The 15,784-nt window shown below is 63.9% G+C and carries 12 protein-coding genes and 1 tRNA gene; 7 read left to right on the forward strand and 6 right to left on the reverse strand.

Annotated elements, in window-relative coordinates:
• Positions 1-4: 4 nt before the first annotated feature.
• From E4S58_RS12510 to ychF, 3 genes are all read left to right on the forward strand, one after another.
• A complete protein-coding gene (locus E4S58_RS12510; RefSeq protein ID WP_136636725.1) occupies positions 5-424 on the forward strand; it encodes a F0F1 ATP synthase subunit epsilon in 420 nt (139 codons plus the stop codon).
• Between the two features lie 180 nt (positions 425-604).
• A complete protein-coding gene (locus E4S58_RS12515) occupies positions 605-952 on the forward strand; it encodes an H-type lectin domain-containing protein (protein ID WP_136636726.1) in 348 nt (115 codons plus the stop codon).
• A gap of 71 nt (positions 953-1,023) precedes the next feature.
• A complete protein-coding gene (gene ychF, locus E4S58_RS12520) occupies positions 1,024-2,121 on the forward strand; it encodes a redox-regulated ATPase YchF (RefSeq protein ID WP_136636727.1) in 1,098 nt (365 codons plus the stop codon).
• On the opposite strand, the gene E4S58_RS12525 is transcribed toward ychF, so the two are convergent.
• The gene (locus E4S58_RS12525; protein ID WP_136636728.1) at positions 2,118-2,846 is read right to left on the reverse strand and encodes a hypothetical protein; all 729 of its coding nucleotides are present in this window, start codon (positions 2,844-2,846) and stop codon (positions 2,118-2,120) included. The two genes, ychF and E4S58_RS12525, sit on opposite strands and share 4 nt — an antisense overlap.
• Positions 2,847-3,062: 216 nt before the next feature.
• Here E4S58_RS12525 and gmd point away from each other — a divergent pair, with 216 nt between their 5' ends.
• The 3 genes from gmd to E4S58_RS12540 all read left to right on the forward strand — a co-directional run bounded on the left by gmd (position 3,063) and on the right by E4S58_RS12540 (position 5,574).
• A complete protein-coding gene (gene gmd, locus E4S58_RS12530; RefSeq protein ID WP_136636729.1) occupies positions 3,063-4,184 on the forward strand; it encodes a GDP-mannose 4,6-dehydratase in 1,122 nt (373 codons plus the stop codon).
• A gap of 28 nt (positions 4,185-4,212) precedes the next feature.
• Entirely contained in the window at positions 4,213-5,157 is a 945-nt protein-coding gene (locus E4S58_RS12535) for a GDP-L-fucose synthase family protein (RefSeq protein ID WP_136636730.1), read from the forward strand.
• Between the two features lie 327 nt (positions 5,158-5,484).
• Positions 5,485-5,574: transfer RNA gene (locus E4S58_RS12540), tRNA-Ser, on the forward strand.
• 78 nt (positions 5,575-5,652) lie between these two features.
• Here the strand turns inward: E4S58_RS12540 and E4S58_RS12545 are convergent.
• Entirely contained in the window at positions 5,653-6,180 is a 528-nt protein-coding gene (locus tag E4S58_RS12545) for a VPLPA-CTERM sorting domain-containing protein (RefSeq protein WP_169052666.1), read from the reverse strand.
• A 41-nt stretch (positions 6,181-6,221) separates the two neighbouring features.
• The gene (locus E4S58_RS12550; protein ID WP_136636732.1) at positions 6,222-11,168 is read right to left on the reverse strand and encodes an ExeM/NucH family extracellular endonuclease; all 4,947 of its coding nucleotides are present in this window, start codon (positions 11,166-11,168) and stop codon (positions 6,222-6,224) included.
• 321 nt (positions 11,169-11,489) lie between these two features.
• Between E4S58_RS12550 and E4S58_RS12555 the strand changes: the two genes are divergently transcribed.
• Positions 11,490-12,059 (forward strand): glutathione peroxidase, encoded by a 570-nt coding sequence (locus tag E4S58_RS12555; RefSeq protein WP_240789544.1) that lies wholly within the window; start codon positions 11,490-11,492, stop codon positions 12,057-12,059.
• A 20-nt stretch (positions 12,060-12,079) separates the two neighbouring features.
• Here the strand turns inward: E4S58_RS12555 and E4S58_RS12560 are convergent, their stop codons facing one another.
• From E4S58_RS12560 to E4S58_RS12570, 3 genes are all read right to left on the reverse strand, one after another.
• The gene (locus E4S58_RS12560; RefSeq protein WP_136636733.1) at positions 12,080-13,858 is read right to left on the reverse strand and encodes a TRAP transporter permease; all 1,779 of its coding nucleotides are present in this window, start codon (positions 13,856-13,858) and stop codon (positions 12,080-12,082) included.
• Between the two features lie 62 nt (positions 13,859-13,920).
• The gene (locus tag E4S58_RS12565) at positions 13,921-14,871 is read right to left on the reverse strand and encodes a TAXI family TRAP transporter solute-binding subunit (protein WP_136636734.1); all 951 of its coding nucleotides are present in this window, start codon (positions 14,869-14,871) and stop codon (positions 13,921-13,923) included.
• 38 nt (positions 14,872-14,909) lie between these two features.
• Positions 14,910-15,782, reverse strand: a complete 873-nt coding sequence (locus E4S58_RS12570; RefSeq protein ID WP_136636735.1) for an isocitrate lyase/PEP mutase family protein — start codon at positions 15,780-15,782, stop codon at positions 14,910-14,912.
• Positions 15,783-15,784 lie beyond the last annotated feature (2 nt).

Genomic DNA, 15,784 nt, shown 5'->3' on the forward strand with positions numbered 1-15,784 from the left:
ACAGATGGCAGATACCCTCACCTTCAGCCTTGTGTCCCCGGAACGGAGCCTTGCCTCCGGGACGGCGGCACAGGTGCAGATCCCGGGCGCCGATGGTGACCTGACAGCGATGGCAGGTCATGCCCCGCTGATCACCACCCTGCGTCCCGGCGTGCTGCACGTGTCGGGCCCGGACGGTGAAGACGATTACGTCGTCACCGGCGGCTTCGCGGAGATTTCCGCCGAAGGCGTCACGGTCCTGGCCGAGCGCGCGCTGCACCAGAAAGAGATGACCCAGGAGATCTACACCGACTGGGTCAAGGAAGCGAAAGAGGCGCACGCCAACGCCCAGGGCGATGCGGCGGACAGCGCGGCAAAGCTGCTGGCCGACATGGTCGCCGTGGGTGGCCATATCGGGCTGGACCCGAACCAGGCGAACCTCTGATCTTTCGATCATCGATTTGAAGAAGGCCCCGGAGAGATCCGGGGCCTTTTTCGCTTGGGCAGAAGGCGTTGCCAGACGCCGCGCCATTATCCGGCCTGCCCGGATATTTCCTTGGTTCAGGCCGCATTGTTGCCGGAATCGGACGGCATTCATCGTCCGGTAACCAGTCGGAATGTATCAATGCAGAAGCTTGGCCAGAACATGATCGGTGTCGACCAGGGGGAATCCGTGCTTTTTTCGGATTTCCAGCACGGCGGAAAGATGTGGACCGGTGAGGGAGAGCGGGAACGACGTCAGCGCGTCTGCTTCTCGGAAACCTTCCGCAAGCGTCCCATTGTGCATTGTTCGCTGTCCCTGTGGGATATCGACAGCACGGCCAACGTGCGCGCGGATGTCTTTGCCGACAAGATCGACGACACGGGCTTCGATATCGTCTTCCGGACCTGGGGTGACAGCCGCGTGGCCCGTGCCCGGATCGGCTGGATGGCCATCGGAGAGGTCAAGGACGCCGACGACTGGGACGTCTGACGTCTGCCTTCCCTTGCACCGCCCCCCGCCGCGGCGTATGAGGCGCCGGACACCAGCTTTAGGGGGATCAGATGGGTTTCAAGATGGGGATCGTGGGCTTGCCGAACGTGGGCAAATCCACCCTGTTCAACGCTCTGACCCGGACTGCCGCCGCGCAGGCCGCGAATTTTCCGTTCTGCACGATCGAACCGAACGTCGGTGAAGTCGCCGTGCCCGATGCGCGGCTCGACAAGCTGGCCGAGATCGCCAAGTCGAAAGAGATCATTCCGACCCGGATGACCTTTGTCGACATCGCGGGCCTTGTGAAAGGCGCGTCCAAGGGGGAGGGGCTGGGCAACCAGTTCCTGGCCAACATCCGCGAAGTGGATGCCATCGCCCACGTGCTGCGCTGCTTTGAAGACGGTGACGTGACCCATGTCGAGGGACGGGTGGACCCCGTGGCCGATGCCGAGACGATCGAGACCGAGCTGATGCTGTCTGATCTCGAGTCGATCGAAAAGCGCCGCGCCAACCTGGTCCGCAAGCTCAAGGGCAACGACAAGGATGCGGCGCAACAGGATCGCCTGCTGGCGGCCGCACAGGCGGCGCTGGAAGACGGCAAGCCCGCCCGCGTGGTCGAAGTCGATGCCGAGGACGCCAAGGCCTGGAAGATGCTGCAGCTGCTGACGACGAAGCCGGTGCTGTACGTCTGCAACGTGGCCGAGGATGAAAGCGCCACCGGCAACGACCATTCCGCCGCCGTCGCCAAGATGGCCGAGGCGCAGGGCAACAGCCATGTCGTGATCTCGGCCCGGATCGAGGAAGAGATTTCGCAACTCGAGGCCGACGAGGCCGAGATGTTCCTGGGCGAAATGGGTCTGGAAGAGCCGGGCCTGGATCGTCTGATCCGCGCGGGCTATGACCTGCTGCACCTTGAGACCTACTTCACCGTTGGCCCGAAAGAGGCCCGCGCCTGGACGATCCGTCAGGGCACGGCCGCACCGCAGGCGGCTGGTGTGATCCACGGTGACTTCGAAAAGGGCTTCATCCGCGCGGAAACCGTGGCCTACGACGACTACATCGCCTGCAAAGGCGAAACGGGCGCGCGGGACGCGGGCAAGCTGCGGGCGGAAGGCAAGGGATACATCGTGAAGGACGGCGACGTCCTGCACTTCCTCTTCAACGCCTAATACCCCAGCAGCATCTGCATGTCGGCAAGGCGGTAATCCCGCCCGCCGAAATTCAGGGTATAGCGATCTTGGATCACCTCGCGCTCGGGTTCGGCCAGGGCGTCGACCTCCTTGCGGGCGCGATGCGAGGCGCGGTGCACGCTGTTGCCGTCAAAGTGGGGCAGGGGCGTATCATCCGCCAGCTCGAAAGCTTCTCGGAATGCCGCCTCATCCGACAGCAGGTCTTCCATCTTGCGGGTCGGCGCGCCGAGGCCCACGGCGAGGAAATTGAAGCTGAGCACGTGGTTCATGGCGTAGTAGTACAGCGCGTTCGGCAGGGACGCCTGAACGCCCGCAGGTGGCAGGGCCGCGATCGAGGTGTTCAGGACCTGCAGGAAATGCGGCGCACTGCCCGTCAGGGTCTGCCGCGCGATCCATGCATAACAGCTTTCGATCTGTGCCAGCGGATCGCGCACCAGAAGCCAATAGCTGCCCCCTGCTGCCTCGATGGCCGGTTTCAGCTGCTGCGGATGGAACAGGGTGTGCAGGGCGACCGGGTGGCGGCCATCGTCCCTGGCCTGCGCCATCGAGGTGACGAAGTCCTCGGGCGATTGTGACCCCTGGCCAATCGGGGACTTGTCGGCAAAGTGCTGACTGCCGTGGCTGACATCCACCTCATCGACCGCGCTCAGGATCTCGGTGATGCTGTGCGTCGCGGCGAAGCCGATGGATTCCGCAATGATCATGAGCCTGACACCCCCATCCGTCGTTATGGCACCAGTTTGCCCGCCCGGACGAAGGGTGAGAAGAGGTTAAGACAGATTAACCAAAAACTGCCGCATTTGGGCGGCATCCTGTGATCCTCTGCGTCCCGAGTCGCCGACCCGGGGCGGCTTGACGCTTCCCATCCCCGGGGTGGCCTAGTAGGTGAAGGGGCAGGGTATTGCGAAGGGAAGACGATCATGACCAAACGCGCACTGATCACCGGCATCACCGGGCAGGACGGGTCCTACCTGGCCGAGTTTCTGCTGCAGAAGGGCTATGAGGTTCATGGCATCAAGCGTCGCGCGTCGTCTTTCAACACCGCACGGATCGACCACATCTTCCAGGACCCGCACGAGCCGAACCCGCGCCTGCACCTGCACTACGGCGACCTGACCGACAGTTCGAACCTGACCCGTCTGCTGCGGGATATCGAACCGGACGAGGTCTATAACCTTGGTGCGCAAAGTCATGTCGCCGTCAGTTTCGAAAGCCCGGAATACACCGCCGACGTCGACGCCATGGGCACGCTGCGCCTGCTTGAGGGCATCCGGTTCCTGGGGCTTGAAAAGAAGACGCGGTTCTACCAGGCCTCGACGTCCGAACTTTACGGGCTGGTGCAGGAGGTGCCGCAGCGCGAAACGACCCCCTTCCATCCGCGCAGCCCCTATGCGGTGGCCAAGATGTACGCCTACTGGATCACGGTGAACTACCGCGAGGCCTATGGCATGTATGCCTGCAACGGGATCCTCTTCAATCACGAGAGCCCGCGCCGTGGCGAAACCTTCGTCACCCGCAAGATCACCCGCGGACTGGCGAACATCGCGCAGGGTCTTGAGCAATGCCTGCACATGGGCAACATCGACGCGCTGCGCGACTGGGGCCATGCCAAGGATTACGTGCGGATGCAGTGGATGATGCTGCAGCAGGACGCACCGGACGACTTCGTGATCGCGACGGGTGTGCAGTATTCGGTCCGCGAGTTCATCAGCTGGACCGCCGCCGAGCTGGGCCTGACGCTGGAATTCTCGGGTCAGGGCGTGGACGAGATCGCGACGGTCACGGCGATCGAGGGCGACATGGCCCCCGCGCTGAAGGTCGGGGACGTGGTGATGAAGATCGACCCGCGCTACTTCCGTCCGGCCGAGGTCGAGACGTTGCTGGGCGATCCCTCGAAGGCCAAGCAGAAGCTGGGCTGGGTGCCCGAGATCACCACGCAGGAGATGTGCGCCGAGATGGTGGCGCAGGACCTGATGTCCGCCCGCCGTCACGCGCTGTTGAAAGAGCACGGGCTGGACGGGCCGGTGTCGATCGAAAACTAGGGTGGGCTGAGGAGAGGTAAGGTCCTTCATGAAGGTTTTTCTTGCTGGCCACACCGGTATGGTCGGCAGTGCAATCCTGCAGCGACTGGTGGATCGGGGGGAGAGGATCCTGACCCGAACCGATGCCGAGGTGGACCTCACCAACCAGCTGGCCGTCCGCCAGTTCATGCAAAGCCAGGCGCCGGACGTGGTGATCATGGCAGCAGGGCGCACCGGGGGGATCGCGGATCGCGCCGCGCACCCGGCGGATTTCATGTACCAGAACATGATCATGGCCGCGAATGTCGTGCATCAGGCGCACCGCGCGGGTGTTGACCGCCTGATCTACATCGGCGCGTCCGAGGTCTATCCCAAGGCGGCCGGACAGCCGATGAAGGAACCGATGCTGATGACGGGCCGGCTGGACGCCACCAACGCGCCCTTCGGCATGGCGAAACTGGCCGGGATCGCGCTTTGCGATGCGTATCGCGCAGAACATGGTCGCGACTATCGCTGTGTCACGCCGACCAATCTTTACGGTCCGGGCGACGATTTCGATGCCGACAGGGGCCATGTTGTGCCGGGACTTCTGCGCCGCTTCCATGACGCCGTGCAGGCCGGGGACGACCGGCTGGCGATCTGGGGCACGGGCAAGCCGCTGCGCGATTTCCTGTACGTGGACGACCTGGCGGACGCGGTGCTTTTCGTGCTGGACATGGCGGCATCCGATTACGTCCGCGCGGTCGATCCGACGCTCGGGCACCTGAACATCGGCACCGGGCGCGATGTGTCGATCCGGGACCTGTGCAAGGTCATCGCCAAGGTCACCGGCTTTTCGGGGCGGCTGACGCTGGACACGACCAAGCCGGACGGGGTGCAGCGCAAACTGCTGGACAGTTCCCGGCTGGATCGGTTGGGCTGGGAATCCAAGGTCATGCTCGAGGACGGCATCCGCCGAACCTACGACTGGTTCCTGACCCGCCCGACCGGCTAGCGGGCCTGCGGGGCGCTGCAGAGACGGAAGGGATGCTGGGCAAGGGGCGGTGTAGTGTCAGAATGGCGCGACCGTCGATGTGGCCAGCGGTGCCGTCGGGATGTCGGACGGGTTGTGCCACGGCGCCTGGTCGGCGGAAGGATGAACGGTTGCGGCAAGACGCGGCCCTGCAACGTCCGGGTGCCATTGCCGGCACCGCGTTGCGGTGTGTATCCAAGCCAATCGATGCGGCCCGGATCAGGTGGTGAGACACGGCCGCACCGCCCGAACGTAAAGCCTCCAATTTCGCCTTGTATCCCTTGGACCTGCGCGGCTATACCCGTCGACGGAGACGTGGCCGAGTGGTCGAAGGCGCTCCCCTGCTAAGGGAGTAGGCGGGTAACCGTCTCGAGGGTTCGAATCCCTTCGTCTCCGCCATTATTCAGTGGCTTATGTCACTTTTCCGATCCATCAAGGTTCAGCCAACGTCTTTCCAGCCTATTGGAAAGCCTTTGATCATGACCTCTTGCGTCTGCGCAGCGCGGCCAGGGCGCCGAGCCCGGCGACCAGCAGCAGCGCTGGTGCAGGCAGGGGCACGGCGTTCAGCGTCGCCTCGTAGATCTTGAGGGTTCCGGCCGGATTTATGGCGTCCGCCGTGTCGTTCAAGGCGGCATCGATTCCGGCCAAGGGACCCATGAAATTGAATGCGAAATAGGACAAGCCATCGGTCACGAACAGCGCCCAGAGGCTGTCGCCGGAGATGTCGATGCCAAGCAAATTGTTGGAATAGATCGTCGTCGTTCCGTCGGATCCGTTGAGAGATCCCGCCGTTAGGCCTGGAAGGGCGTCGAACGTGATCAAGGGCGACGTGGTCAGGTCGTCCATTCCCAACAGTCCCAACTCATCCGCCGTCAACGTGCCGCTTGCCGTCATGAGGGGATCGGTGGCGACCGAATAGGCCGGCGTTGCGCCTGCGGGATGCGACAGCGCGCAAAGCGCCAGAAGCAGACTGAAAATGCGTGACATGATGGATCGGGAAAACATCTGAGGCTCCTTGAGAGAGGGGAAATATCGTGGGCGGGACATCATGCCAGGTGCCAGAACAGGGCCGTTTCGTCTGCGGGCAGCTCGCCCAGCAGGTTCAGGACGTCGCCGTCCGGTCCGTAGGCAAAGCGGATGAGGCTGCCATCGTTGGTCAGGGTGGCCAGATCGATATCGGCATATTCGAAACCGAAGATCGCATCGGCGGCGGCGAAATCGCGGATGGTGGTGGTGTCTCGCAGCCCGTTCGACATGTTGGCGGTAAAGTCGAAGACGTCGTCTCCGGCCAGGCCGAAGATGATATCGCCCAGACCGCCGCCGACGTCGATCCAGTCGCGACCGTCCGTGCCGTAGGTCAGACCGCCTCGGTCGGTTCCCGCGACCAGGTTGAAGGTCGGGGCGAACTCAAGCCCGACCAGAATGGGATCGTGGTCCGAGGTGCGATAAGGAGTTAGGCCATCGAAGATCGCCGGGTCCCGCCCGAAATCGAGGTTGTAGTCGATCGCATCGGGTTCGGAGGCATTGATCGACCAGGTGGCCGCGCCAGTGACGTTGTCGAGCACCCCGGCCGAGCCGAAGGCATAGTCCAGCGTTCCGGTCTTGCCGTCGAAGACATAGCTGGTTTCCCCGGGCGAATAGGTTTCGCCCAGGTTGGTGAAGCCGCCGGCCGCCATGGCGTCGATGGGATCTTCCTGCGCGTAGGCGTTGAAATCGCCGATGACGATCAGATCCTCGTCGGCGAAAGTCGACAGCCACTCTTGTGTCGCCTCGACCCCGGCGGTCCGGGTTGCGTTGAACGCTCCGGCGCCGTCGCCCTGATCGGCATCGTCCCCGAGGCCCGATCCGCCCTTGGATTTCATGTGGACGACCGAGACGGTGAAGTCCTCGGACGAGGCGAGATCCACGAAGGTCGCGGCCAGGGGCGCGCGGTTCGTGTCGGTGCCGTCGAACAGGGATGCGGGATAGCTGCCCGACAGGGTGGCCACGACGCTGTCATCCAGGATGTGCACGCTGTCGGCGACAAGGGCCACCGTGTTGACGTTGTAGATCATGCCGACCGAGATCGCGTCGCCGGTGTCCACGAAACCCCGGCCCGGGTCCACGGCGGCGTAGGTGACGCTGCCGAGGCGCGCGTTGAGTTCGTCGACAAGGAAGCTGAGGGCGACGAACCCGTCACCGTTCTGGTCATAGCCGAATTCATTTTCAAGCTCGACGAGCCCGAAGACATCGGCCTGCATATCGACCAGCGTGGTCAGAAGCTTGTCGATCTGGCGGTCGAATTCCGCCGCCGTGTCAGCCCCCCTGGGATCAAGCGACGAAGGCCCGGACCCGGGATTTCCCGACACGTCCAGCGTGGTGAAGAAATTCAGCACGTTGAAGCTTGCGATCGTCAGGCTGCCGCCGATGTCCGGGGGCGTGGGTTGGCGCGGGGCGGTGTCTTCGAAGACGTTCCCGTCATCCACGCTGCGCACCCGCCAGCTTTCGGCCGAGGCGCTGTTGCCGGCCGATGAATAGGTGACGACCCCGGTCAGGCCGGTGATCGTGTCACCCATGGTGAACCCGTCCGAGGTGTCGAAAACCCCGTCGCCGTTCAGGTCGGCTTCGGGCAGGATCGGCGCATTCTGCACATCAAGGCCGTCGTCGAAGATGATCTGGTCGGAGGCTGTGGTGCGCTGGTAGGCATCGAAGGCGGCGGGATCAGGATCGGCGAACTGGGTGAAGTGTTCGGGGCGACCGTTGGCCGACAGGCGGATCTCGTTGAACCGGTCCAGCTGGAACATCTCGTTCACGGTCAGCGTGTCGCTGAACGTGGCCAGCATGCCTTCCCAGGCTTCCATGTCCGGGGCGTAGTTTCCGGCGCCGTCGACGATCACGCCGTCGATGGTGTCCAGCGACAGCGACACGGCCATGGTGTTGACGTCGGCCACGGCGCCCGCGTCCAGCACCTGGACCGTGCTTGCCCGGATCTGCGTTTCGCCGAAGAATTCCTCGACCGTCCCGACCACGCGAACCCGGTCGCCAAGCTGCACGTCCGGCCCGAAAATCGTGCGGTCGAAGACGAAGATCCCTTCCGAAGTCAGCGCATTTCCGTCGTGATCCACGGCCTCTTCCTGCAGGAAGAAGCCCCCGAGGTCGCGCAGGGTATCGGCATCGCCGTCCTGGAAGTCCCCGACGACAATGGCTTCGATCGCGACCAGATCGCCAACCAGCGTCGATGCGGTGCCGGCCCCCTGGACGTCGGAAATCAACAGCTCGGCCGGTGTTTCGCCGACACCACCGTCCCCGATGGTATCGCCGGTTCCCGACACCGGCGTGTAGGCCACGAAGGACCCGAAGTGGTGCATGACGAAATCACCGGTACGTTCCGGGTTGCGGTATCCCCCGGCCGCCAGGAAGGTCCCGTCCGGCCCGATGACGTTGTTGGTGTAGATGCCGGGAAGATCATCGTCGATCACCGCGACCCCGTCCCAGATGCTGGCCCAGGGACAGGCGTCGGCGACCCCGTCGTCGTTCACGTCGATATCGTCGCCGACGGTGCCGGTGAAATCCTCGACCAGCAGGTAGGTTCGCGAGCCATTCGAAAAGGTGTTGTTGGCAATGGCGGCATTGGGGGTCACGCCGAACTGGGCTTCGGCTTCGGGGCTTGCCAGGATGTAGTACCCGTTGTCACCCGTCTGCCCTTCAAGGTCGAGGACTGTCCGGATCTCGCCCGTGCCATCGATCGTCAGGATCGACAGGTCCGAGATATTGACGTTTGCATCGCCCAGCAGTTCGATGAACTCGGCATCCGTTCCTGTGGTCGACACCACGAGCTCGTTTATCACCACGGGCGCGGCATAGGTTCCGGCGGTCGGCGTGTAGTCTGAAAAGTCGCCGAAGGCATGCATGACAAAGCCGCCGACGATATCGGGCGAGCGATAGCCGCCTGCCGCCAGAAAGTTTCCGTCAGGTCCGACGACGTTGCTGCTGTAGACCAAGGGACTGTCGTCGTCGATCACCGCGACGCTGTCCTGGATGTCGGTCCAGACCGCCGCGTCGATGATGCCGTCGTCGTCCGTGTCGACGTCGTCGTCCACGGCGCCGGTGAACCCTTCGACAAGCAGGTAGGTCGCGGAAAAGTTCGCGAAGGAATTGTCCGGGATCAACTGGTTGCCGATGACCCCGAGGGTCGAGATCGCCTGGGGGCTCGACACCAGGTAATAGCCGTTGTCGCCGACCCGTCCGGTCAGGTCGATCGCGCTGCGGATCAGCCCGGTCCCGTCCAGCCTGAGCAGCGTGTAATTCGACAGGTCCAGCCCGGCATCTCCGGCAAATTCGATGAACTCGCGGTCCGTCCCGGTGGTCGATACCGAGATCTCGTTGATGACCAGCTGCGTGGTCACCTGTCCAGAGGTCGGGGTGTACAGGCTGAAATCCGAGAAATCGTGCATCTCGAAACTGCCCAGACCGTTCAGGGTCCGATAGCCCCCGGCGGCCAGGAAGGCCCCGTCGGGGCCGACGATGTTCGGCGAATAGGTCACGGGCGCATCGTCATCGACCACCGCGACGGAGTCATACAGCCGCGACCAGGCGCCGACATCCAGTATGCCGTCGTCTGTCGTATCAAGGTCGTCACCGGAGCTGCCCGTGAACCCGTCGACCAGCAGATAGGTGCGGGACGCATTGGTCAGCGTGTTGTTCGCCATGCCCTGATCGGCCGTGACACCAAACAGACCTTCGGTCTGCGGCGATGCCAGCAAGAAGTAGCCGTTACTGCCGATGGTCCCCGAAAGGTCGATCTGCCGTGCGACCTGGCCGCCCGAGGCAAGCACGATCAGCGATGCAGTCGACAGGTCCAGATCCGCCGCGCCACGCAATTCGATGAACTCTGCATCCGTGCCGGTGGTCGAGACCGAGATTTCGCTGATGTAGACGGGTGATCCGGCCTCGGGCGTGTAATTCGAGAAGTCCGAAAAGGCGTGCATCTGGAAACTGCCGTCGCCCGCGTGGTTGCGGTATCCGCCAGCCGCCAGAAACGGCCCGTCGGGGCCCACGACATTCGGCGAATAGACAAGCGGCGTGTCACCGCTGACGACGGCAACGCTGTCGGAGACCTTGGTCCAGGGCATGGCGTCGATCGTTCCGTCGTCGTTCGCATCGATGTCGTCGCCCACGGCGCCGCTGAAATTCTGGACCAGAAGGTAACTGCGCGAGGCATTCGTGAAGAAGTTGTCGGGGATCGTCTGGTCGGCCTGCACATTGAAATTGCCCTGCGTGACACCGTTGGCCACGAGGTACTTGCCATTGCCGGTGCCGGCGCTGCCTTCCAGGTCAAGAACAGTCCGGATTTCCCCGTTGCCGTCCACCGCGATCAGCGAATACGAAGTCAGGTCCGTGCCCGGCAGGGCAAGGAATTCGACGAATTCGCGGTCAGTTCCGGTGGTCGAGATCGAGATTTCGTTGATCATGACTTCGGTGCCGGCGGTGGGTGTGTATTGCGAGAAATCCGCGAAATCGTGCATCACGAAGCTGTCCGACGCCGGGGTGGGGCGATAGCCGCCCGGCGCGAGGAAAGACCCGTCGGGGCCGATGACGTTCGGGGTGTAGACCCGCGGTGCGTCGTCATCGATCACCGCGACGCCATCTGCCAGTTCGGACCAGCGGATGAAATCGATCACCCCGTCGTCATTCGGGTCCAGATCGTCCCCGATGCTGCCCGTGAAGTCCCTCACCAGCAGGAAACTGGCCGAACTGTTGGAAAGCGCGTTCAACGCAATGGACTGGTTTGCGGTGACCCCGAAATCGGCTTCGGTTTCCGAATTGGCAATCAGATGATACCCGTTCGCACCGATGCGACCCGCCAGGTCGAAGGCCGCCATGACGGTCCCCGTGCCAGACAGCCTGATCAGGGTCAGCCCATCCAGGCTTTCCCCCGGTTCGCCGAAAAATTCTATGAATTCAACATCCACGCTGGTGGTGGACACGGAAATCTCGTTGATGCGAACACTCATCACACGCTCCGAATTTAACAATAATTACAAACAATCTATAAAATTAATGCACTTTACCTTGATTCTGGCAACAATTTCGAAGCGCGCATCGACGTGAAGGCGGGATCACGCCATTGCTGCGGATCGTAATGGCGCCCCGACGTATCGAATGTACCGGGGGAGAGGACAGTCGCTGCCGGTTCGGGCGGCGATCACATTTTTTGTGTGACACGGGACCTGTGGAAGAAGCGTGCTATCTTGGCCTCAGGCGTGGTCCACGCCGCTGCCGGTCTCTGCAAGGGCGTGAAACGCAGGCCGACAGACAGCCGCAAGAGAGGGCGCATGATGAACCGGAGAGACGCGATGTTGGGTGGGGCGGCCTTTGGCGCTGCGGCCGTTCTGTCAGGACCCGTGGCCGCGGCGAATAACGCGCGTCGGGCCTGGGATTTCACCTTCACCTCTCTTGACGGGATGCCGATGCCCCTGTCGCAATGGCAGGGCAAGGTGCTGCTGGTGGTCAACACGGCGTCGTTCTGCGGATTCACGCCACAGTACGAAGGGCTGGTGTCCCTGTGGCAAGACTATCGGGACCGGGGCCTGATCGTGATCGGCGCGCCGTCGACGGATTTCCGGCAGGAGTACGACGAAGCCAGCGAGATCAAGGATTTCTGCGAATTCACCTATGGGGTCGATTTTCCGCTGACGGCGCCTGTGCATGTCATCGGGCGCGAGGCGGACCCGTTCTTCAAATGGGCGGCCGCGGAAACCGGGCATCGCGTGCGGTGGAATTTCAACAAGTACCTGATCGGTCGCGATGGCCAGGTGATCAGCTGGATGTCCAGCCGGACCGAACCGACCTCGGCCCAGATGCGCGACGCGATAGAGGCCGCGCTGGCGGCGCCGGCGGCCTGAGCCGCGCAAGCTGGATCTGATCAGATCGGCGCGAAGATCACCGCAAGACCCGCCGCCGTCAGGCCGATCTTGGCCAGCGGTCGGCGCATCGCGATCAGCCCGTAGGAGATCAGGCCAAGGCCGACGGCCACGCGTAGGAAAGCGATCAGGGCGGCGACCGGCGCGTCCGTCAGGGCCAGAAGCCCGGGGTTCGCGATCATGCCAAGCGGGATGATGTAAAGCCCCACGCCAAGTGCCATCGCAGTCTTGGCGACACGCAGCCAGTTTTCCTCGACCATGCCGGCGGCAATAAAGACCGCGCCGCAGACCGGCGGGGTGATCGTCGACAGCAGCGCGTACCAGAAGACGAACAGATGCGCCTGCAGCGGCTCCAGCCCCAGTTCGATCAGCGCAGGCCCGGCGACCGAGACGCAGATGACATAGGCGGCGGTCGTCGGCACCTCCATCCCCAGGATCAGGCAGGCGAGCGCCGTCAGCAGCAGTGCCGACCAGAGCATGCCGCTGGCCCCCGACAGGATCAGAGAGGTGATCTTGACGCCAAGGCCGGTGACCGACAGCACCCCGATCACGATAGAGGCGCACAGGATGATCGCGGCGATCATGGCGACCTGCCGGGCCGAGGTCAGCAGCGCCTGTTCGACACGGATCCGGAATTCGCCCCAGTTCACCGTCAGGTGACGGTTGAACGGCAGCAACAGCGCCCCCGCACCGATCGCAAGGCAGGCGGCGTATTGCGGTGTGACCCCCATGCCGAACATCCCCCAGAGCAGGACGGTGAACGGCACGAGGAAGAAGGCCGAGGTCACGACCACATCGCGCAGGCTGGGCTGGTCGGCGGCGTCGATCCCGCGCAGGTCGGTGTGGCTGGCATAGGCGTTGATGCCGAACCAGACGGCCAGGAAATACAGCAGCGCGGGCAGGGCGGCGGCGGCCATGATGCCGGTGTAGGGGATGCCGGTCAGTTCGACCATCACGAAGGCGCCGGCCCCCATCAGCGGCGGCATGATCTGCCCGCCCGAGGAGGCCACGGCCTCGACCGCGCCGGCAAGGCGGCGGGGATAGCCAAGGCCGGTCATCGCCGGCAGGGTGATCGCGCCGGTCGAGGCGACGTTGGCCGAGGCCGACCCCGAGATCGACCCGAACAGCGCCGAAGAGATCACCGACACCTTCGCCGCGCCGCCCTTGAGCCGCCCGGCCGCAGCGGCAGCCACGTTCATGAAGCCCTGTCCGGCCTCGCTCGCGTTCAGCACGGCCCCGAAGATGACGAAGATCGACACGACCCCGACCGATACGGCAGTCAACGTGCCCCAAATGCCGCCCTCGGCGATGGTCATCGTGCCGAGGAAGCTTTTGACCGGGGTGCCGGAATGGCCGAATTCGCCGGGGATGTGCTGTCCCAGCATCGCGTAGGCCAGCGACAGGACCGCGACCAGCGGCAGGGGCCAGCCGATGGCACGGCGCGCGGCCTCGATCACGCAGACCAGAAGGGCGACGGCGATGGCGATCTGGAAGGGGGTTTCAAGGAACCCGTACTGGTCGCCCAGCATCTCGTGGTTCAGGGCGATCCAGATGGATGCGGCGATCCCAAGCGCGGCCAGCGGGATGCCCGTGATCAGGTGCAGGCGGGTGCGGGCGCCGAAAATGAATATCCACGGCAGAACCAGCGCCATGTGCAGGGGCCGCGACACGAGGTTGGGGGCGAGGCCCCAGAAGATCAGCCCGATGTGGAAGGCGACAAGCAGCGCCGCCAGTCCCAGCCAAAGCCCGCGGAACCGGATCGGGGTGTCATCCTGCAACATCTTGTCTGTCCTTACAAAAAAGGCCGGGCGCAGGGCCCGGCCAATCGCGTCTGTGACCTGCCTTACATCTGATCGTCGGACAAGGCCATTCCGGCTTCCTGGTAATAGCGCACGGCGCCCGGGTGGATCTTGCCGCTGATGTTGGCCATCAGGGCCTCGTCCACGCCGTTCCACCAGGGCGCGCTTCCAGCCATGGCCGCCTTGCCTTCCCAGAAGGTCTTGGTCAGCTGATAGGCGGTTTCGTCGTCCATCTTGGTCGTGGTGAAGGCCACCACCGGCAGAGAGGTCGTGACGATGTCGGCGTCCTGGCCCGCGTAGGTGCCCGCCGGGATGACAAGGCGCGACCGCTTGGAGGCTTCGATCTGGCTGTCGTCCAGCGACAAGACCGTCACGCCGGTCGAGGCAGCGGCCTCGATCACGTTCGGCGCGGGGTAGGAGCCGGCGGTCACGAAGGCGTCGATCTGGCCGTTCTTGAGCGCGGGCACGGCGTTCGACAGTTCGACCTCTGCCAGTTCGACCTTGCCTTCAAGGCCAAAGAGCTTGAGGTACTTCTCGCCCTCGGTCGCGCCGAAGGATCCCTTGCCCAGCAGAAGCCGCTTGCCTTCCAGATCGGCCAGGGTTTCGATCCCTGCATCGGCGCGGGCCACGAAGTGCATGGTCAGCGACGGGATGGGAAAGAGCGCACGGATCTCGGCGAAGGACGGATCGCCCTTGCCTTCGAACATCGCCTTGCCACCCTGGGCCAGACCGACCAGCGCGGGCGGCGTGGTGAAGACATAGTCACCGCCGCGCGCGCGGACCTCCATCACGTTCTGGACCGAGCCCTGGCTTTCCTCGACCGTGACGATGATGTCGGAATTCGCCTTCATCGCCTCGGCGATCTGCACGCCCATCTGATAATAGGACGACCCGGTCTTGGCCGATTTGTAAGTCACGCGGGTTTCCGCGAAGGCCGCCGTGGCCGTGACGGCAAGCGCCGCGACGGCGCCGGTCAGCAGGGTGAAATGTTTCATGGATGCTCTCCTGTGGTGGGGCGGGGACCGCCCGTTTGTCAGCGCCGCGAGGTATCGTACCGTTCGGACGTGGCGTAGTAATCGTTGAAGCCGATGCGGTCGCGCAGGTCGGCAAAATCCATCAGCCCGGGCCGGGTATCCCCCTTCATGCCGCGCAACGTGTCGACCATCGCCTGCATCGCGGCCGCCATCAGTGTCAGCGGGTAGGCGGCGATGGAAAAGCCGATGTCGTGCAGGGCGGCGTTCGACAGGTCGGGGGTCTCTCCGCCCTCGACGATGTTCGCCATCTTGGGGCCGGGCAGCGAATTGCAGACCTCGCGCATCTCGGCCTCGGTCCGGGGGGCTTCGACGAACAGGATGTCGGCACCCAGTTCGGCGAAGGTTTCCGCACGCTTGATGGCCTCGGCCAGACCATGTTCGTGCCGGGCGTCGGTGCGGGCAAGGATCAGGATGTCGCCGCCCTCGGCCCGCAGCGCCTCGCGGGCATCGACGGCGGCGCGGATCCGGTCAAAGGCCTCGTCCCGCCCGACCACCGCCTTGCCCGGCGTGTGGCCGCAGCGTTTCGGGGCCAGCTGATCCTCGATCATCACCGAGGCACAGCCCGCGCGGGCAAATCCCGTCACCGTTCGGCGCACGTTCATCGCGTTGCCATAGCCGGTGTCGCCGTCCCCAATCAGCGGGATCGGCAGGGTTTCGGTGATGTTGCGCGCCTGATCGACAACCTCGCCATAGCTCATCAGGCCAAGGTCCGGCGCGCCGATGCGTGACGCCGAGGCCGCGAAGCCGGACATGAAGGTCAGCTCATACCCTTCCTGCGCGATCAGCCGGGCGGATAGCGCGTCGAAGCAGCAGGGCATGATATGGCATTTGTCCTGTTGCAGAAGGCTGCGCAGCTTGGCGGTTTGGGTCATCG

Origin of the sequence: Pseudooceanicola onchidii, assembly GCF_004959925.1 — a bacterium.
In the GTDB taxonomy this organism is placed as follows: Bacteria; Pseudomonadota; Alphaproteobacteria; order Rhodobacterales; family Rhodobacteraceae; genus Pseudooceanicola; species Pseudooceanicola onchidii.